This is a genomic window from Microbacterium sp. LWH3-1.2, from assembly GCF_040675855.1.
In the GTDB taxonomy this organism is placed as follows: Bacteria; Actinomycetota; Actinomycetes; order Actinomycetales; family Microbacteriaceae; genus Microbacterium.
This window is the reverse complement of sequence record NZ_JBEGIK010000001.1, coordinates 3551772-3569619: the sequence shown is the minus strand read 5'-3', so window position 1 is coordinate 3569619 and position 17848 is coordinate 3551772. Positions and strand designations below refer to the sequence as shown.

The window sequence follows — 17848 nt, the reverse complement described above, 5'->3', positions numbered from 1 at the left end:
TGATCTCGATCGATTCGCCTCCGGCCGTGCCGGCACCGCTGGATCGCATCGACGCGGCACCGGCGCCGCGCACGCTGCTCGACATCCTCCGCGCGACCGTGGAGCGTACACCCGAGGCATCTGCTCTCGACGACGGTTCGGGAGCGCTCAGCTATCGCGAGCTCATGGCGCGCGTCGCACGCACCGCCGCCCTGCTGCACGAGGCGGGCGTCCGCCGCGGCGACCGTGTCGGGGTGCGGATGCCCTCGGGGTCGAAGGAGCTGTACATCTCGATCCTCGGGATCATCGCCGCGGGCGCGGCGTACGTCCCGGTCGACGCCGACGACTCCGACGAGCGGGCACGGCTCGTGTTCGGCGAGGCGCACGTGCGCGGTGTGATCGGCGAGGGCGGGGCGTACGTCCCCGCGGCCGCCCCGGACGGCCAGGAGCCCGCCGCGCTGTTCGGCGGCGCGGCGCCGCACCCGAGCACGCACGCGATCGTCACGGTGCCGCCGCCGACGATCGACGACGACGCGTGGATCATCTTCACCTCGGGGTCGACGGGGGTGCCCAAGGGTGTGGCGGTCTCGCATCGCTCCGCCGCCGCCTTCGTCGACGCCGAGGCGCGCCTTTTCCTGCAAGGCGCGCCGCTCGGCCCGGGCGACCGCGTGCTGGCGGGTCTCTCCGTCGCCTTCGATGCCTCGTGCGAGGAGATGTGGCTCGCGTGGCGGCACGGGGCGTGTCTCGTGCCCGCGCCGCGCTCGCTGGTGCGATCGGGCGAGGACCTGGCGCCGTGGCTCATCCGCCAGGCGATCACCGTCGTCTCGACCGTGCCGACGCTCGCCGCCATGTGGCCTGCTGACGCGATCGAGAACGTGCGCCTGCTCATCTTCGGCGGCGAGGCGTGCCCGCCCGAACTCGTCGCGCGACTCGTCGCCGACGGCCGCGAGGTCTGGAACACGTACGGCCCCACCGAGGCCACCGTCGTCGCCTGCGCGGCGCTCCTCGACGGCGAAGGGCCGGTGCGCATAGGCCTCCCGCTCGACGGCTGGGCGCTGGCCGTCGTCGACGGCGACGACCGGCAGGTCGAGCCCGGCGGTCTGGGCGAGCTCATCATCGGTGGCGTGGGCCTGGCCCGCTACCTCGATCCGGTCAAGGACCTCGAGAAGTACGCCTCGATGCCGACCCTCGGCTGGGAGCGCGCCTACCGATCCGGCGACCTCGTCCGCTACGAGCCGGAAGGACTCCTCTTCCAGGGCCGTGCCGACGACCAGGTCAAGGTCGGTGGGCGTCGCATCGAGCTCGGCGAGGTCGAGAACGCGTTGCAGGAGCTTCCAGGGGTAACCGCCGCGAGCGCCGCCGTCCGCATGAGCGATGCCGGTGTGCCCGTCCTCGTGGGCTACCTCGTCGTCGACGGCGAACTCGACCGCGCGGCCGCTCGCGCCCATCTCGCCGAGCGGCTGGCCGCCGGCGTCATGCCTCTTCTCGCCGTCGTGCCCGACCTGCCGGTGCGCACCTCGGGCAAGGTCGATCGCGCCGCGCTGCCGTGGCCGCTGCCCGACCTCGACATCCCGCGGGCCGGCCTGAGCCCCGACGAGGAGTGGCTCGCCGACCAGTGGCAGGCGGTGCTGGGAATCCCGGTCCCCGACCGCAAGGCCGACTTCTTCGACCTCGGCGGCGGCTCGCTCGCCGCGGCCCAGCTCGTCTCGCGCATCCGCACCCGCGTGCCCGAGTTCTCGGTCGCCGACATCTACGACGTGCCGCGCCTCGGCGCGATGGCGAAGGCGCTGCAGCCGTTCCTGTCGCGCGAAGAGGCGGGGGACTTCCGGATGCCGGAGCCCACGCCCCGCGCCACGCAGTGGGTGCAGTCGCTCCTCGGCGCGCCGCTGTTCATCCTCTCCGGCGTCCGGTGGCTCCTGTATCTGCTGACCGCCGGGGCGATCCTGAACCAGTTCCCGGGATTCGAGGCGCTGCCCTCGGCGCCCTGGTGGCTGCTCATCGTCGGTCTCGTGCTCTTCGCGACGCCGTTCGGCCGCATGGCCATCGCCGCGGCGTCCGCTCGACTGCTCCTGGCGGGACTGCGTCCCGGCGACTACCCGCGCGGCGGCTCGGTGCACCTGAGGCTCTGGCTCGCCGAGCAGATCTCCGATCAGGTCGACGCCGTCGGTCTCGCCGGCGCGCCGTGGGTCTCGTACTACGCGCGCGCCCTCGGCGCCCGCATCGGCACGGATGTCGACATGCACACCCTTCCGCCGATCACCGGGATGCTGAGGGTCGGCGATCGCGCGTCGATCGAGCCCGAGGTCGACCTCAGCGGCTTCTGGATCGACGGCGACCTCGTGCGGATCGGCGAGGTGCGCATCGGCGCCGACGCGACCGTCGGCACGCGCAGCACTCTCGCGCCCGGCACGCGGATCGGCCAGCGGGCCGAGATCGCGCCCGGCTCGGCGGTCTTCGGCCGCGTGCGGGCGAATCAGTCGTGGGCGGGCTCGCCCGCCGTGCGCGTCGGCGGCACGACCGAGGGGTGGCCGGCCGAGCGCCCGCGCGCCGCACGCCGGTGGCTGTGGGCGTACGCCACCTCGGCCGTGGCCCTCGGTCTCCTCCCCATCGTGAGCTTCGCGGCCGGAGGAGTGGTGCTCGCGATCGGCATGCGCGGCACCCCCGACCTCGCGAGCGCCCTCGGCGCGGCGCTCGTCTGGCTCGTGCCCGCGGTGCTCGTGACCGGCCTCGTCTACGCCGGCGCCGTGGTGCTGGGCGTCCGTCTCGCCGCCATCGGGCTCCACGAGGGCACCCACGCCGTGCGCAGTCGCGTCGGGTGGCAGGCGTGGACCACGGAGCGCCTGCTCGACTCCGCCCGCACGGTCCTGTTCCCGCTCTACTCGAGCCTGTTCACCCCGGTGTGGCTGCGCCTGCTCGGGGCGCGAGTCGGACACGACGTCGAGGCATCCACCGTCCTCCTCATCCCGGCGATGACGCGCATCGAAGACGGCGCGTTCCTCGCGGACGACACGATGGTCGCGTCCTACGAGATGCGGGGCGGATGGCTGCGGCTCGGCGAGGTGCGCATCGGCAAGCGCGCGTTCCTCGGCAACTCCGGCATGGCGTCGCCTGGGCACACCGTGCCGAAGGACGGTCTCGTCGCGGTGCTCTCGGCCGCGCCGGTCAAGGCGAAGGCGGGCTCGTCGTGGCTCGGCTCGCCGGCCACGCGCCTGCGCCGGCAGCCGAACGAGAGCGACGCGAGCCGCACCTACAACCCGCCGGCGTCTCTGCGCGTGGCACGGTCGCTGTGGGAGATCTGCCGCTTCATCCCCGTGGTCGTCACCTGCGGCCTCGGGCTGCTCGTGCTGTTCGCGCTCGCCGCGCTCGTCGACACGGTGGGCCCCTGGATCACGCTTCTCCTGTCGGGTTTCGTGCTCCTCACGGCTGGCGCGGTCGCCGCGGGCATCTCGACCGCCGCGAAGTGGCTGTTCGTCGGCACGATCCGGGCGGGTGAGCAGCCGCTGTGGTCGAGCTTCGTGTGGCGTACCGAGGTGTCGGACACCTTCACCGAGATGCTCGCGGCCCCGTGGTTCGCGCGAGCGGCCGCCGGCACGCCGGCGCTCGCGGTGTGGCTCAGGAGCCTCGGCGCCCGCATCGGGCGCGGCGTGTGGTGCGAGAGCTACTGGCTGCCCGAGCCCGACCTCGTGACGCTCGGCGAGGCATCCACGGTGAACCGGGGGTGTGTCGTGCAGACGCACCTGTTCCATGATCGAATCATGAGCATGGACACCGTCGAACTCGAAACCGGTGCGACGCTCGGGCCGCACAGCGTGATCCTCCCGGCCGCCTCCATCGGCGCCCACGCCACCGTCGGCCCCGCCTCCCTCGTGATGCGCGGCGAGAGCGTGCCCGTCGGCTCCCGCTGGAGCGGCAACCCGATCGGGCCGTGGCGCGCGGTCACCGTCCGGGCGTATCAGTCGACGTCGTGATCGGGCCCGATCCGTACACGCCGCGCAGCGGCGACGCCTCGTTCGACGTCGTCTCGTACGACCTCGATCTGCGCTACCGCGTCCCCACGAACCGGCTCGAGGGGACGGCGCTCGTCAACGCCGTCGCGACCCAGCGGACCCGCTCGGTGCGCCTCGACCTGATCGGCCTGCGCGCGTCGCGGGTGCGCGTGGACGGCGACCCGCGGACGAAGTTCGCACAGGATGCTGCGGGCCTGCGTGTCACGCCGCCCCAGGCGCTCGAGGTGGGCGAGGAGTTCTCCATCGAGGTGCGCTACGCGGGGGCGCCGCGGCCCCGTCGCTCACGGTGGGGCACGATCGGGTGGGAGGAGCTCGAGGACGGGGCGCTCGTCGCCTCGCAGCCGGTGGGCGCGCCGACGTGGTTCCCGTGCAACGACCGCCCTGATGACAGGGCCCGGTACCGCATCACGGTCACGACGGACGCCGAGTACACGGTCGCGGCGACAGGGGTGCCCCGGCCGCCGGTGCGCAGCGGCGCGCTCACGCGCTGGGAGTTCGCGTCGGAGGTGCCGACGGCGACGTACCTCGCCGCCGTGCACATCGGCGCGTACCGCGAGAGCGCGATCGGACCCTTGCGGTTGATGGCACCCGCGCCGCTCGTGACCGCTGCGCGGCGATGGTTCTCGGACGCGCCGCGCATCGTGGACTGCTTCGAGGAGGCATTCGGCCCGTACCCGCAGGAAGGCTGCACGGTCGTCGTCACCGCCGACCCGCTGGAGATCCCCCTGGAGGCGCAGGGACTCGTGGTGTTCGGTGCGAACCACTTCGAGCCCGAGGCGGCGCGCCTGGTTCCGCACGAGATCGCCCACCAGTGGTTCGGCAACAGCGTAGGCGTCGAGCGGTGGCGGGACATCTGGCTGAACGAGGGGTTCGCCTGCTATGCGGAGTGGCTGTGGTCGGAGGCCTCCGGCGGGGCCGACATCGCGACGCTCGCCGACGAGCACCACGCGCGCCTGCGGGCGCTGCCCCAGGACCTCGTGATCTCCGATCCCGGTCCCGCGCTCATGTTCGACGACCGCGTCTACAAACGCGGCGCCCTGACGCTCGAGGCCCTGCGCCGCACGGTCGGCGCCGAGGTGTTCGCCGACCTGCTCCACACGTGGGTGCGTGAGCATCGGCACGCGCTGGCCACCACCGATGCCTTCCGCGACTGCGTCGCGCGGGTCGCGGGTGCGGCGGCGGCGGATCTGCTCGGGGATTGGCTCGACACCGCGGCGCTCCCGCCACTGCCCGCCAGGCTGCCGGCACCCGCGGTCAGGCGGTGGGTCAGGCTGCCGGGCTCTCGGGACTGAGCACCGCGACGCTCACGAGGATGCCGGGCGGCCCGAGCGCATCCCACCCGATATAGACCCGGCCATCGGGAACGGCCGCCGTCCAGCCGTCCGCCGTCGCCGAGACCACCACCGTCGCGGGCTCGACGCGCAATCCGCGGCCGTCAGCCTTCACCGCCGCCTCGACGCGGACCCAGTCGCGGACGGTGGCCACGCCGTCTCCGAGCACGCCCGCCATGCTGGCCGCGTCGCGGCGCGCGTCGTGCTCGGGCTCCGCGTCGAGGCCGAGGGCCGCCGCGTCCCGCGTGCCCGCCACAGCCGCGATCGCGTACCCGCCGGCGTACGTGACGCTCGCGATGAAAGGGGCCCGGGAGACGACCACCGGACCGTGCGGTCCGCCGCAGCGGGGGCACGCATTGCTCAGCTCGGCGCCGGCGGGCAGCATCCCCGTCAGCAGCCGCCACGCGTGCTCGCGTCGGGGCGAGTGGGGCGGCACCTCGACCCACGCGACGTCGACGATCGACCTCGCGGGCGTCATCACACCTTCGGCTCGTGCGTCTCGATCGTGACGATTCCCGAGCCCGGGTTCTCGACAGACAGGTGCACGACCGAGAACGCGGCGGGCTCCAGGGCCGAGGCGCTGCCGAGGTACGAGCCCCGCAGCGTGCCGGTCGCGAGGGCGAGTTCGCTCAGGATGTCGGGGAGCACAGGCCCGTGGGTGCACAGTACAGCGGGCTTGCGCGAGCGCACCCGCTCGCCGATCACTGCGCGCGCATCGGACTTGCCGTCCTCCCACGCGTCCTGGCTGATCAGCTTGGTCGTGTCGATCTCGCGGCCGATCGCGGCCGACAGCGGTGCGACGGTCTTGACGCAGCGCACCGCGGGGCTCGACACGATCCGCCGGACGCCGAAGGCCAGGAGAGGTCCGACGATGGAGGCCGCCTGCCGGCGGCCGCGCGTGGCGAGCGGCCGCGCGGCATCCTTCCCCTGCCATTCCTCGCGGGCGACCGCCTTGGCGTGCCGGAGGGCGACGATCGGGAAGGTTCTCAACACGCCCTCGTCGATGAGCCGGTGGAAGTGCTCCATGATCTCGGCGTCGACTGGGTAGCTGAGCCGCTTCAGCGCCTTCTTAGGCGAGACCCATTCGATCGCCGCGATCTCCTTGTTCGGCACGAACGCAGACGCGCGGATCGCGGCATCCGTCGCCTCCGCGGCCCAGTAATGCACGATCTTGGTGCGCTTGCTGGGCAGCCGGTACCTCGATACCCCGACGGGTACGCCGAGGGAGACACGGATGCCGGTCTCTTCGTGGATCTCGCGCACCGCCGTCTCGGCGAGCATCTCGCCGGGGTCGACCTTGCCCTTGGGAAGCGTGACGTCGCGGTACTTCGTGCGGTGGATCAGGAGCACGCGCAGCTTGCCGTCGACGACACGCCAGACGACGCCCCCGGCCGCGTAGACGGCCGTCTCGGTCATCGCACCGCCCGCGCCCGCCGGCGCCGCTGCACGTTGGTCATCGTCCGGTCCTGGAGGTCGACGAGCGGCTTGTCCTCGTCGTCCCGGCTGCGCCTCGTCCATTCGCCGTCGGGCTGCAGGTGCCACGAGCTCGTCGAGTCGCTCATCGAGAGCGTGAAGAGGTCGTTGACCTCCTTGACGTGGGCCGGGGTCGAGACCCTCACGAGCGCCTCGACGCGGCGGTCGAGGTTGCGGTGCATCATGTCGGCGCTGCCGATGTACACGATCGGGTCGCCGTCGTTGTGGAACGCGAAGATGCGCGAGTGCTCGAGGTAGCGCCCGAGGACCGAGCGGACCGTGATGTTCTCGCTCATGCCCTCGACTCCGGGCTTCAGCGAGCAGATCCCCCGCACGCACACCTCGACCGTCACTCCGGCCTGGCTGGCGCGGTAGAGCGCGTCGATGATCTGCTCGTCGACGATCGAGTTGACCTTGATGCGCACACTCGCCGGCTTGCCGGCCAGGGCGTTGCGCCGCTCTTTGTCGATGAGTCGCAGCAGTCCCTTGCGCAGATGCAGGGGCGCGACGAGGATCCGCTTGAACTTCTTCTCGATCGCATAGCCGCTCAACTCGTTGAACAGGCGGGTGAGGTCACGGCCGACCTGGTCGTCGGCCGTGAACAGGCCGAAGTCCTCGTAGATGCGGCTCGTCTTGGGGTTGTAGTTACCCGTGCCGACGTGGCTGTAGCTGCGCAGCACGCCGTTCTCCTCGCGGATCACGAGGGCGAGCTTGCAGTGGGTCTTCAAGCCCACCAGGCCGTATACGACGTGCACGCCCGCCTTCTCGAGCTTGCGCGCCCAGAGGATGTTGTTGGCCTCGTCGAAACGGGCCTTGATCTCGACGAGTGCCAGCACCTGCTTGCCGGCCTCGGCCGCGTCGATCAGCGCCTCGACGATAGGGCTGTCACCTGATGTGCGGTACAGGGTCTGCTTGATCGCGAGGACGTGCGGGTCCTTCGCAGCCTGCTCGAGGAACGCCTGCACGCTCGTCGCGAACGACTCGTACGGGTGGTGCACGAGCACGTCGCCCTTGCGGATCGCCGCGAAGATGTCGGGCCGCTCGTTGTTGTCGCCGGGCTGGAACGCCAGCGCGGTTGTCGGCAGGTGCGGCTTGTAGTGCAGATCCGGCCGGTCGATGCGGGCCAGATCGAACAGACCCCGCAGGTCGAGCGGGCCGGGGAGGCGATAGACCTCCTGCGCGGTGATGTCGAGCTCCTTGATGAGGAGGTCGAGCGTCACGTCGTCCATGTCGTCGGTGATCTCGAGGCGGATCGGCGGACCGAACCGGCGACGCAGCAGCTCGGCCTCGAGCGCCTGGATCAGGTTCTCGGTCTCGTCCTCCTCGATCGCGACGTCCTCGTTCCGCGTGAGGCGGAACGCGTGGTGGTCGAGCACCTCCATGCCGGGGAAGAGGTCGTCGAGGTGGTTCGAGATGAGGTCCTCGAGGGGCAGGTAGCGCACGGTGCCGTCGACGGGAGGCAGCTCGACGAAGCGGGGCAGCATCGGCGGCACCTTGAGGCGTGCGAACTCCTGACGCCCGGTGCGGGCGCTGCGGATGCGGATCGCGAGGTTGAGCGACAGCCCCGAGATGTACGGGAAAGGGTGGGCCGGGTCGACGGCGAGCGGCATGAGGACCGGGAAGACCTGCGCCTGGAAGTAGTCGTAGAGCGCCTCGCGCTCGGCCTGGTCGAGCGACTCGTACGAGACGACCTGGATGCCGGCCTCCGCCATCGCGGGCTTCACGAGCGAGGTCCACGCCTCGGCGTGGCGCAGCTGCAGATTGTGCGCCTCCGCCGAGATGTCGGCGAGCACGTCTGCAGGGGAACGGCCCACGTTGGTGGGAAGGGCGAGGCCGGTCACGATGCGGCGCTTGAGGCCGGCGACGCGCACCATGAAGAACTCGTCGAGGTTGCTCGCGAAGATCGCGAGGAAGTTCGCACGTTCGAGCGTCGGGAGGTTCGGGTCCTCGGCGAGCTCCAGCACACGCTGGTTGAACGCGAGCCAGCTCAGTTCGCGATCGAGATAGCGGTGGTCGGGAAGCTGCGAGTCGAAGACCTCCGAGAGGTCGAAGTCGTCGTCGTCCGCGTCGCCCAGGCCGGCGTCGAGCACCTCGGGTTCGATCATCCCCTCATCATTGCAGGGTGACGTGACGAGAGTGTGAACGATCTGTCGCGCAGGTGAACGGCGGCGCTCCGCCCGGGTCAGGCGTCGGTGCGTTCGCGTGAGGCGGGCTCGGGCTCGTCTTCGTACACGTTGAAGCGGTACCCGACGTTGCGCACGGTGCCGATGAGCTGCTCCATGTCGCCCAGCTTGGCGCGCAGGCGCCGTACGTGCACGTCGACCGTGCGGGTGCCGCCGAAGTAGTCGTAGCCCCACACCTCGCTCAGCAGCTGCTCCCGGGTGAAGACGCGCGAGGGGTGCGTGGCGAAGAAGTGGAGGAGCTGGAACTCCTTGTACGTGAGGTCGAGCGGACGCCCGTGCACCTTGGCCGAGTACGACGACTCGTCGATCGTGATGCCCGAGGTCTGGATGCGCGTCGACACCTGCTCGGCCGACTGGCGCCCGACGGCCAGGCGGATGCGGGCGTCGACCTCGGCCGGGCCGGCGGTGAAGAGGATGACGTCGTCGACGCCCCAGTCGGGCGAGACCGCCGTCAGACCACCCTCGGTCACGATCAGCAGCAACGGCGCGTCGAGCCCGGTGGTGTTGAGGATCTTGCACAACGACTTCGCGCCGACGAGGTCGACGCGCGCGTCGACGAAGATGATGTCGGCGCTGGGGGCGTTGACGAGTTGGGCGGGCTCGGCGGGGATCAGGCGCACGCGGTGGCTCAGCAGTTCGAGCGAGGGCAGGACGGGGCCGCCTCCGTGCGTGGAACTGAGAACCAGGAGCTGTGCCAATGGATCGCCTTCCCGGCGCAGGGGGGTGCGCCGCGAACCCCAGTGTAGGGCGTGGGGGAGGGCCTTTCCGTGCGCATTTCGTCTGCCGACACGCCCTGGACCCGTGTCGCGACCGGTGCGCCGCGCGGACCTATGCGCGATGATGGGACGCGTGGCCGTGCCTGAACTCGCCCCCCGCCGTACCATCGGCGGCATCGTCGCCGTCTGGGTGCTCGCGGCGCTGATCGCCATCGCGGTCGGTGTCTTCGCGACGCCAGACTGGCGCGCCGCGTGGCTGGGCGTCGGATTGGGCGGATGCCTCATCGCCGCGTTCGCGGTCCAGCTCTGGTCTGGCCGGTCCCAGGGGTTCACCGAGCGCGTGGCGGCGAGTGTTCTGGGGGCCGCGCTCGTGATGGGCGTCATCAGCCTGGGGTTCGGTCTGGCGGCCCTCGTTCCCGGCTAGACTTCCCCGTATGGATACCGTCGCGCTCGAACTGTTCTTCGTGGGCCTGCTCGGTCTGGCGTCTCTGGCGATCGTCTTCGTCTCCGCGGTGGTCGTCAAGAACCTCTACCGCGGCCAGCGCTGACGGGCTCGGTCGTGCTCGAGATCCCGACCGACCTTCCCGCGGAGCTCGTCCCGCTGTCGTGGCTCATCGGAGTGTGGGAGGGCACCGGCGTCATCGACTACGGCGACCACACGTACACCGGCGAGTTCACGCACCGCGTCAGCTTCAGCCATGACGGCGGCGACTACCTGAACTATTCGGCCGACGCCTGGCTGCACGACGCGGAGGATCCCGAGAAGCGGTCCCGCCTGGTGGCCGAGCTCGGGTACTGGCGTCTCGCCCTCACCGCTACCGACGCCGATGCGGGCCCCGGTCTTCTTCCGGCGCTCACTGCTCCGGTCGCCCGCACGGCCGACGACATCGAGCGGCTGCGCAACGGCGACGGAGGCTTCGATCTCGAGGCTGCCCTCGTGCACGCCGACGGCGTGAGCGAGCTCTATCTCGGTCAGATCAAGGGCCCCCGCATCGACATCGCCACCGACGCGGTGGTGCGTCCTGCCGGGGCTAAGGCCTATGCGGCAGCGACCCGCATGTACGGGCTGGTCGACGGCCACCTGCTGTGGGCGTGGGACATCGCCGCACTCGGCTTCGAGCTCGGCGCCCACGCCTCGGCACGGCTCGCCCGGGCGGAATGATGACGAGCCCGTTCGCCGCTGTTCCGGGGGCCGTCGTCGACGACGCCGGCCTGCAGCACGTCGGAAGCCCTCTCGTCGAGCAGCGCCGGCTCGCCGCGGGCGCGGCTCTCGCCCCCCGCGCCGACCGCGTCGTCATCGCCGTCCCCGGTGAGGACCGCCTGTCCTGGCTCGACTCGCTGTCGTCGCAGGCGCTGACCCGGCTCGCGCCCGGCGTCGGCACGGAGCTGCTGATCCTCGACCCGCAAGGACATGTCGAGCACGCGGCATCCGTCGTCGACGACGGTGAGACCACCTGGCTCATCGCCGATCGCGCCGACGCCGAGGGGCTGTACGACTGGCTCCGCAAGATGCGGTTCCGCCTGCGCGTCGACCCGCGCGTCGCCGACGACGAGTACGCGGTGATCGGCGGCACGGCCGCCGCGCTCGAGCGCATCTCGCCCGCGACGCCGGGCGGGGTGCCCCTGGTGTGGCGCGACCCATGGCCTTCGGTCGCGCCCGGCGGCCACGCGTACGCGCCGGTGGACCCGCACCCGGGTGCCGATCGCGATTGGGCCGAGGCGATCGTCACGCGCGACGAGGAGCAGAGGATCGCGGATGCGGCGGCCCGCGGTGAGCTCGAACTCGCCGGTCTCGCGGCTGCCGACGCGCTGCGCGTCGCCGCGTGGCGTCCGCGGTGGACCACCGATGTCGACGAGCGAGCGCTGCCCCACGAGCTGGACTGGCTGCGCACCGCAGTGCACCTCGACAAAGGCTGCTACCGCGGGCAGGAGACCATCGCGAAGGTCCACAACCTCGGTCACCCGCCGCGTCGCCTCGTCTCGCTGCAGCTGGACGGCTCGGGCAGCGTGCTCCCCGCACACGGCGCGGCAGTACACCTCGGCGACACTGAGGTGGGCATCGTGACCTCGGCGGCGCTGCACTACGAAGAGGGCCCGATCGCGCTCGCGGTCGTCCGCCGCACCACGCCGGTCGACGCCGCGCTGACGGTCGACACCACCGACGGCCCAGTCGCAGCGGCCCAGGAGATGGTCGTGCCGCCGGATGCCGGGGCCACGGCGAACGTGCCGCGGATCACCCGGCTGTCGCGCCGCGCGGCCGCCCAGTAGGAGAGCCGGCGGTGACCGGCGACGGCGAGACCGCCGGGATCACGCAGGTCGTCCCCACGGGCTGGCGCGCCCGGCTGGACCTGCGCCCGCAGCTGTCGCGCGTCCGGGGATCGGCGCTCGCGATCGTGCAGATCACGGTGGCGGCGACCGCCGCGTGGGCGTTCGCGCACTACGTGCTCGGGCATGCTGCGCCGCTGCTCGCGGCGACCGTGACGATCACCAGCCTCGGCCTCGTGCGCGACGCGCGCCCGCGGCGCGTGCTGGAGACCGTCGTCGGGATGCTGGTCGGCATCCTCGTCGCGGAGGGCTTCGTCGTGGTCGTCGGACCCGGCTGGTGGCAGCTCGCTCTCGCCCTCGGCGTGACGCTACTGGTCGCCCGGTTCCTCTCGCCGTACCCGCCGTTCGCGATCATGGCGGGCGTCCAGGCATGCATCGTGATGTCCTTGCCGGCGGCAGAGCCGTTCTCCCGGCTCATCGACGGCGCGGTGGGCGGTGTCGCCGCCCTCGCGGTGACCGCGCTCATCCCGCGCAATCCCCGACGGGAGGAGGCCCGCGACGGGCACGCGGTCTTCGCAGCGGCGGACGCCGCGGCGCGCACGATCGTACAGGCGCTGCGCCGGGGCGACGCGATCCGCGCCGCCCGCGGCCTCGAGAAAGCGCGGGCGATCGCCCCGCGCATCGACGAGTGGCGCGCCTCGCTGGACTCCGGGCTCGCCGTCGCCCGCTTCTCGCCGTGGCTGCGCCCGCAGCGTGCCGAGCTTCGTCGGCACCATGCGGTGCTGCAGGCGATGGACTTCGCCACCCGCAACCTCCGCGTGGTCGCCCGCCGCGCGGTGTACCTGTGCGACGACGGCCAGCGCCGACCGGTGCCGGCGGACGTGCTGGCCGAGCTCATGCGCGCCGCCGGGCTGCTGGGCGAAAGCCTCGACGACATCTCGCTGCAGCCGGCGGCCCGCGAGGCGGTGCGTGCGGTCGCCGTGCGCCTCGACCCGGAGCAGATCCTCCCGGACGGTTCGCAGGGCGAGCAGAACCTGATCACGGCCATGCGGCCGTTCGCGGTCGACCTCCTCACCGCGACCGGCATGTCCTCCGCCGAGGCGCGCGCCGTGCTGCCTCGCGTGTGACGAACGGAGCAGGGCACGCTCAGCTCGGGGCCACGGCATCCCACGGCACGGTGACCTCGCCGAGACGCCACCGCGACCGTTCGAGGATCGGCCAGCCACCGTCGGTCAAGGCCGACAGCGCCGTGCGCCAGCGATGCACGGGACCGAAGGGCGACACGCTCGCCGCGCGCTCCCACTCGGTGTCGAGGGCGGCGAGGAACGCGTGCACACGTTCCCCGGGGACGTTGCGGTGGATCAGCGCCTTGGGGAGCCGCTCCGCGGCGATGGACGGATGCTGCAGCCCCGCCAGTCGCAGCGACACGGTCAGCGTCCGCGGCGCAGCATCGGGGCCGATCGCCGCCCATGTCGCGACGCGCCCGATCTCGTCGCACGTGCCCTCGACGAGGAGGCCGTCCGGTGCGAGACGCCCGCACATCGTCGCCCACGCCGCCGCGACCTCCGACTCGTCGTACTGCCGCAGCACGTTGAACGCCCGCACGACCGCCGGCCGGCGTCCGCCCGGCACGGGCACCTCGAAGCCGCCGCGCGCGAACGAGACGCGGGCCTCGGGTGCGAAGGAGGTGCCGCCCGCGCGCACGAGCTCGAGCTGGACGAGCGCCCGCGCGACCCGCGCGGGATCGATCTCGAGGCCGAGCACTTCGACGTCCGGCCGTGCACGGACCAGCCGCGAGTACAGCTCGAGGGCCGTGACGCCGCTCGCGCCGTAGCCGAGGTCGATGACGAGTGGATCCGCCGCTCGTCGGAGGGCTGGGTGTCGCGCGATCCACCGGTCCACGCGCCGCAGCCGGTTGGTGCCGGTGGTCCCGCGCGTGATCTGCCCGACCGGTCCCCGCGCCATGCCTCCATGATGCCAGCCGTGCCCGTCACAGCATCCGGACGCGGCCCCCGGCGCGGATATCATGGGGCGCATGACCGCGCCCTACACGCTGATCCTCCTCCGACACGGCCAGAGCGAGTGGAACAAGACCAACCAGTTCACGGGCTGGGTCGACGTCCGCCTCACCGACCAGGGCAAGGCCGAAGCCCAGCGCGGCGGCGAGCTGCTCGCCGAGTCCGGCATCCTCCCCGATGTGCTGCACACCTCCGTGCTCAGCCGCGCCATCCAGACCGCCGACATCGCACTGGATGCGGCCGATCGCCTCTGGATCCCCGTCAAGCGCTCGTGGCGCCTCAACGAGCGCCACTACGGCGCCCTGCAGGGCAAGGACAAGGCACAGACGCTCGCAGAGTTCGGCGACGAGCAGTTCATGCTGTGGCGCCGCTCGTTCGACGTCCCGCCGCCACCGCTTCCGGCGGACGACCAGTACAGCCAGGTCGGCGACCCGCGCTACGCGGGCATCGACGGCGCCGTTCCCGACACCGAGTCGCTCAAGATCGTCATCGACCGCATGCTGCCGTACTGGCACAGCGACATCGTCCCCGACCTGAAGGCCGGCAAGACCGTGCTCGTGACGGCGCACGGCAACTCGCTGCGTGGCCTCGTGAAGCACCTCGACGGCATCAGCGACGCCGATATCTCGGAGCTCAACATCCCCACCGGGATCCCGCTGGTGTACCGCCTCGATGAGAACCTCGAGCCCGTCGCCCCCGGCGAGTACCTCGACCCGGAGGCCGCCGCCGCCGGTGCCGCCGCGGTCGCGAACCAGGGCAAGGCCTGACGTCACGAGCGCCGGAAGAGCGGATGCCTCCCCACGAGGCATCCGCTCTTCCTTTTCTTCGCCTTCGCAGCGGCAGGCCCCAGCTGCGGCCGCGTGACGGGCTCTACAGAGACGGAGCGACGTCGATCGAGTCGGTGCTCGACGTCCAGTCCCCGGTGGAGAGGTAGGCGACCTTCTTCGCGACCGACACCGCATGGTCGCCGAAGCGCTCGTGGTAGCGGCTCGCGAGCGTGGCGTCGACGGTGGCGGACGGGTCGCCCTGCCAGCTGTCGCTGAGCACCTTCTCGAACACCGAGACGTGCAGCTCGTCGAGCTTGTCGTCGGCGTTGCGGATCTCGTCGATGAGGTCGCCGTCCTGCGTGCGCAGCAGCTCGGTGAGTTGGCGAGCGGCTTCGACGTCGAGTTCGCCCATCTTGAGGAACGTGGACTTGAGGCCCTTGGGGATGGCCCGCTCGGGAAAGCGCATGCGTGTGAGCTGGGCGATGTGCTCGGCGATGTCGCCCATGCGCTCGAGCGACGCGCTCATGCGCAGCGCACTGACGACGATGCGCAGGTCGCGGGCGACCGGCTGCTGACGGGCGAGGATCTCGATGGCGAGCTCGTCGAGCTCGACGGCCTTCTCGTCGATGACCGCGTCGGCCTCGATGACCTCTTCCGCCAGTGCCACGTCACTCGTGCCGAACGCGCGCGTCGCCTTGTCGATGGCGACCGTGACGAGCTCGGCGATCTCGACGAGACGCCCCTGCACGTCCTCGAGAGACTGGTGGAAGACTTCGCGCATTCCGACGCACCTTTCATGGATGGCGGAGCTTTCGCCCGCGCCCGGTCGATTGTCGTCAGGGAAGGTTAACGGATGGTGCTCCCACGGTGAACAGTACGGGGCGTGGACGCCCGCAGCGGGGTCAGCGTCCGTTCTCGCGTGCGGCGTGCACCTACGCTTGAGGCATGGACACGACGCAGCTCGCGCTGCTCGCCCTCCTCGCGGGGATCATCATCGGCGGTTCGATCTCCGTCGTCGTCGTCGCGTCGATGCGGGCGCGCGACCGCGCACACGCGCAGACGTCGGTCGAGATCCCCGATGGGGTACGCGGCGTGCTTCACGGGATGGACGATCCGGCAGTCGTGGTCGACGCATCGTTCACGGTCCTCGCGGCGTCCTCGGCGGCGGCGGCGTTCGATCTGCTCGAGGGCGGTGCGCTGCCGACCGACGAGCTGCGCACCCTCGCACGCCGCGTGCGTACCGGCGACGCGGCGGTCGCCGAGACGAACGCGACCGAGACGATGCGGTTGCGCCGCGGTGCTCCGCCGGCCGAGCCTCGTCTCGTGGCGGTGCGCGCATCGCGCATCTCGCCCAGGCTCACCCTCCTCGTGCTGCGCGACATCTCCGAGCGCGAGCGCGTGGAGGAGATGCGGCGCGACTTCGTGGCGAACACGAGCCACGAGCTGAAGACCCCCGTCGGTGCGGTGAGCCTGCTGGCGGAGGCGATCGAGTCGGCGGCCGACGACCCGCCTCAGGTGCGCATCTTCGCGACGCGGCTGCAGGGCGAGGCGAACCGGCTCGCGCTGCTGACCTCGCGCATCATGAACCTTTCGCGGCTGCAGGCCGCTGACGAGCTTCCGCAGCAGGACGTCTCGATCGACGAGGTCGTGGCATCGGCCCTCGACGCGCATGCGATCCAGGCCGACTCCGCCGGTGTCGAGGTGGTGCGCGGCGGTGCACGCGGCCTCTACGTGCACGGCGACGCGCAGGTGCTGAGCGAAGCCGTCGGCAACCTCATCGCGAACGCCATCGCGTACTCGCCGCGAGGCTCCAGCGTAGGCGTCGGCATCAAGGCAGCGGACCGGATCGTCGAGATCGCCGTGACCGATCGCGGCATCGGCATCGCCGAGGGAGAGCAGGACCGGGTCTTCGAGCGCTTCTACCGATCCGACCCCGCACGCGCACGCCGCACCGGCGGCAGCGGTCTGGGCCTGTCGATCGTCAAGCACGCGGTGCAGCGGCACGGCGGCGAGGTGCGTCTCTGGTCGCGCCCGGGCCGCGGATCCACCTTCACGATCCGCCTGCCGCAGATCGACGCACCCGCGCTCGAGCCGGCACCCAAGCGTGGGCGCAAGAAGAAGCGGCCCGCAGCGGCCGAAGGCGGCACGGTCGAGGCGCCCGCCGCTCGGGTCGAGGCGCCCGCCGCTCCGGCGCCCCCGGCCGACGCCGATCGGGCGGCGAAGCGCCGGCCCGCGGGTGCGACCAGGCCCGCCGCCGTCGAACCCGCCGCTGCCGAGTCCGCCACTGCCGAGTCCGCCACTGCCGAGTCCGCCGCAGCCCAGTCGTCCGTCGGTCCCGCCGGCGGCAAGAACCCCGCTTCCGTCGCGAATGGAGACCCCGCATGACCCGCGTCCTGATCGTCGAGGACGAGCCAGACCTCGCCGACCCGCTCGCCTATCTCCTTCGCCGTGAGGGCTACGAGGTCGAGATCGCCGAGGACGGCCCGACCGCGCTGACCGCGTTCCGCGAGCGCGGCGCCGACATCGTGCTGCTCGACCTGATGCTGCCCGGAATGCCGGGCACCGAGGTGTGCCGCCAGATCCGGATCAGCTCCGCGGTGCCGATCATCATGCTCACCGCCAAGGATTCCGAGGTCGACATCGTGGTGGGCCTCGAGCTCGGCGCCGACGACTACGTCACCAAGCCGTACTCCGCACGCGAGCTGCTCGCGCGCATGCGTGCGGTGATGAGGCGGTTCTCGCAGATCGACGCCGACCTCGAGGATCGCGTGCTGGACGGCGGTCGCGTCGTGCTCGATATCGACCGCCACACCGTCGCAGTCGAGGGCGGCGAGATCAACATGCCGCTCAAGGAATTCGAGCTGCTCGAGGTTCTCATGCGCAACGCCGGACGCGTGCTGACGCGCGGCCAGCTCATCGACCGGGTGTGGGGGAGCGACTACTTCGGCGACACGAAGACGCTCGACGTCCACATCAAGCGCATCCGCTCCCGCATCGAGAAGAACCCGGGCTCGCCGGAGATGCTGGTCACCGTGCGCGGGCTCGGCTACCGCTTCGAGGGCTGACGCACCGCGAAGACACGAAGAGGGTGCCCCTCGCGGGGCACCCT

Annotated in this window: 15 protein-coding genes; 9 read left to right on the top strand and 6 right to left on the bottom strand. The window is 71.6% G+C overall.

Annotated elements, in window-relative coordinates; all coding sequences use genetic code 11:
* The first annotated feature begins 26 nt into the window (after positions 1–26).
* A complete protein-coding gene (locus MRBLWH3_RS16660) occupies positions 27–3947 on the top strand; it encodes a Pls/PosA family non-ribosomal peptide synthetase (RefSeq protein WP_363434289.1) in 3921 nt (1306 codons plus the stop codon).
* Positions 3944–5278 (top strand): M1 family metallopeptidase, encoded by a 1335-nt coding sequence (locus tag MRBLWH3_RS16655; RefSeq protein WP_363434286.1) that lies wholly within the window; start codon positions 3944–3946, stop codon positions 5276–5278. The genes MRBLWH3_RS16660 and MRBLWH3_RS16655 overlap by 4 nt, the downstream gene beginning before the upstream one ends.
* Here MRBLWH3_RS16655 and MRBLWH3_RS16650 read toward each other — a convergent pair.
* The 4 genes from MRBLWH3_RS16650 to MRBLWH3_RS16635 form a co-directional block, all read right to left on the bottom strand.
* Complete coding sequence (locus MRBLWH3_RS16650) at positions 5253–5795, bottom strand: chemotaxis protein CheY (protein WP_363434283.1); 543 nt, start codon at positions 5793–5795, stop codon at positions 5253–5255. The two genes, MRBLWH3_RS16655 and MRBLWH3_RS16650, sit on opposite strands and share 26 nt — an antisense overlap.
* The gene (locus MRBLWH3_RS16645) at positions 5795–6733 is read right to left on the bottom strand and encodes an NUDIX hydrolase (RefSeq protein ID WP_363434280.1); all 939 of its coding nucleotides are present in this window, start codon (positions 6731–6733) and stop codon (positions 5795–5797) included. The genes MRBLWH3_RS16650 and MRBLWH3_RS16645 overlap by 1 nt, the downstream gene beginning before the upstream one ends.
* On the bottom strand, positions 6730–8895 hold the full coding sequence (locus tag MRBLWH3_RS16640) for an RNA degradosome polyphosphate kinase (RefSeq protein WP_363434277.1): 2166 nt from the start codon (positions 8893–8895) through the stop codon (positions 6730–6732). Before MRBLWH3_RS16640 ends, MRBLWH3_RS16645 begins: the two co-directional genes overlap by 4 nt.
* A gap of 77 nt (positions 8896–8972) precedes the next feature.
* Complete coding sequence (locus MRBLWH3_RS16635; RefSeq protein WP_341997767.1) at positions 8973–9671, bottom strand: response regulator transcription factor; 699 nt, start codon at positions 9669–9671, stop codon at positions 8973–8975.
* Between the two features lie 142 nt (positions 9672–9813).
* On the opposite strand from MRBLWH3_RS16635, the gene MRBLWH3_RS16630 reads away from it, so the two are divergent.
* The 4 genes from MRBLWH3_RS16630 to MRBLWH3_RS16615 all read left to right on the top strand — a co-directional run bounded on the left by MRBLWH3_RS16630 (position 9814) and on the right by MRBLWH3_RS16615 (position 13081).
* A complete protein-coding gene (locus tag MRBLWH3_RS16630) occupies positions 9814–10113 on the top strand; it encodes a hypothetical protein (RefSeq protein WP_414685410.1) in 300 nt (99 codons plus the stop codon).
* A 135-nt stretch (positions 10114–10248) separates the two neighbouring features.
* Positions 10249–10851 (top strand): FABP family protein, encoded by a 603-nt coding sequence (locus MRBLWH3_RS16625; RefSeq protein WP_363434272.1) that lies wholly within the window; start codon positions 10249–10251, stop codon positions 10849–10851.
* Entirely contained in the window at positions 10851–11957 is a 1107-nt protein-coding gene (locus tag MRBLWH3_RS16620; RefSeq protein ID WP_363435591.1) for a YgfZ/GcvT domain-containing protein, read from the top strand. The genes MRBLWH3_RS16625 and MRBLWH3_RS16620 overlap by 1 nt, the downstream gene beginning before the upstream one ends.
* Before the next feature lie 11 nt (positions 11958–11968).
* Positions 11969–13081, top strand: a complete 1113-nt coding sequence (locus MRBLWH3_RS16615) for an FUSC family protein (protein ID WP_363434269.1) — start codon at positions 11969–11971, stop codon at positions 13079–13081.
* 19 nt (positions 13082–13100) lie between these two features.
* Here the strand turns inward: MRBLWH3_RS16615 and MRBLWH3_RS16610 are convergent, their stop codons facing one another.
* Entirely contained in the window at positions 13101–13919 is an 819-nt protein-coding gene (locus tag MRBLWH3_RS16610) for a class I SAM-dependent methyltransferase (protein ID WP_363434266.1), read from the bottom strand.
* A gap of 70 nt (positions 13920–13989) precedes the next feature.
* Here MRBLWH3_RS16610 and MRBLWH3_RS16605 point away from each other — a divergent pair, with 70 nt between their 5' ends.
* Positions 13990–14739, top strand: coding sequence for a phosphoglyceromutase (locus tag MRBLWH3_RS16605; protein ID WP_363434263.1), 750 nt, complete (start codon positions 13990–13992; stop codon positions 14737–14739).
* A gap of 103 nt (positions 14740–14842) precedes the next feature.
* Here the strand turns inward: MRBLWH3_RS16605 and phoU are convergent, their stop codons facing one another.
* Complete coding sequence (gene phoU, locus MRBLWH3_RS16600) at positions 14843–15520, bottom strand: phosphate signaling complex protein PhoU (RefSeq protein ID WP_341997778.1); 678 nt, start codon at positions 15518–15520, stop codon at positions 14843–14845.
* Between the two features lie 164 nt (positions 15521–15684).
* Here phoU and MRBLWH3_RS16595 point away from each other — a divergent pair, with 164 nt between their 5' ends.
* Both MRBLWH3_RS16595 and MRBLWH3_RS16590 read left to right on the top strand, forming a co-directional pair.
* A complete protein-coding gene (locus MRBLWH3_RS16595; RefSeq protein ID WP_363434260.1) occupies positions 15685–17124 on the top strand; it encodes a sensor histidine kinase in 1440 nt (479 codons plus the stop codon).
* Positions 17121–17804, top strand: coding sequence for a response regulator transcription factor (locus tag MRBLWH3_RS16590; RefSeq protein WP_363434257.1), 684 nt, complete (start codon positions 17121–17123; stop codon positions 17802–17804). Before MRBLWH3_RS16595 ends, MRBLWH3_RS16590 begins: the two co-directional genes overlap by 4 nt.
* Positions 17805–17848: the final 44 nt, after the last annotated feature.

What these genes read in the sequence shown, in the direction of transcription:
- MRBLWH3_RS16650 (WP_363434283.1), bottom strand. Translation starts at nt 5,795, where the DNA reads ATGACGCCCGCGAGGTCGATCGTCGACGTCGCGTGGGTCGAGGTGCCG.
- MRBLWH3_RS16645 (WP_363434280.1), bottom strand. Translation starts at nt 6,733, where the DNA reads ATGACCGAGACGGCCGTCTACGCGGCCGGGGGCGTCGTCTGGCGTGTC.
- MRBLWH3_RS16640 (WP_363434277.1), bottom strand. Translation starts at nt 8,895, where the DNA reads ATGATCGAACCCGAGGTGCTCGACGCCGGCCTGGGCGACGCGGACGAC.
- MRBLWH3_RS16630 (WP_414685410.1), top strand. Translation starts at nt 9,814, where the DNA reads ATGGGACGCGTGGCCGTGCCTGAACTCGCCCCCCGCCGTACCATCGGC.
- MRBLWH3_RS16620 (WP_363435591.1), top strand. Translation starts at nt 10,851, where the DNA reads ATGACGAGCCCGTTCGCCGCTGTTCCGGGGGCCGTCGTCGACGACGCC.
- MRBLWH3_RS16610 (WP_363434266.1), bottom strand. Translation starts at nt 13,919, where the DNA reads ATGGCGCGGGGACCGGTCGGGCAGATCACGCGCGGGACCACCGGCACC.
- MRBLWH3_RS16605 (WP_363434263.1), top strand. Translation starts at nt 13,990, where the DNA reads ATGACCGCGCCCTACACGCTGATCCTCCTCCGACACGGCCAGAGCGAG.
- phoU (WP_341997778.1), bottom strand. Translation starts at nt 15,520, where the DNA reads ATGCGCGAAGTCTTCCACCAGTCTCTCGAGGACGTGCAGGGGCGTCTC.
- MRBLWH3_RS16595 (WP_363434260.1), top strand. Translation starts at nt 15,685, where the DNA reads ATGGACACGACGCAGCTCGCGCTGCTCGCCCTCCTCGCGGGGATCATC.
- MRBLWH3_RS16590 (WP_363434257.1), top strand. Translation starts at nt 17,121, where the DNA reads ATGACCCGCGTCCTGATCGTCGAGGACGAGCCAGACCTCGCCGACCCG.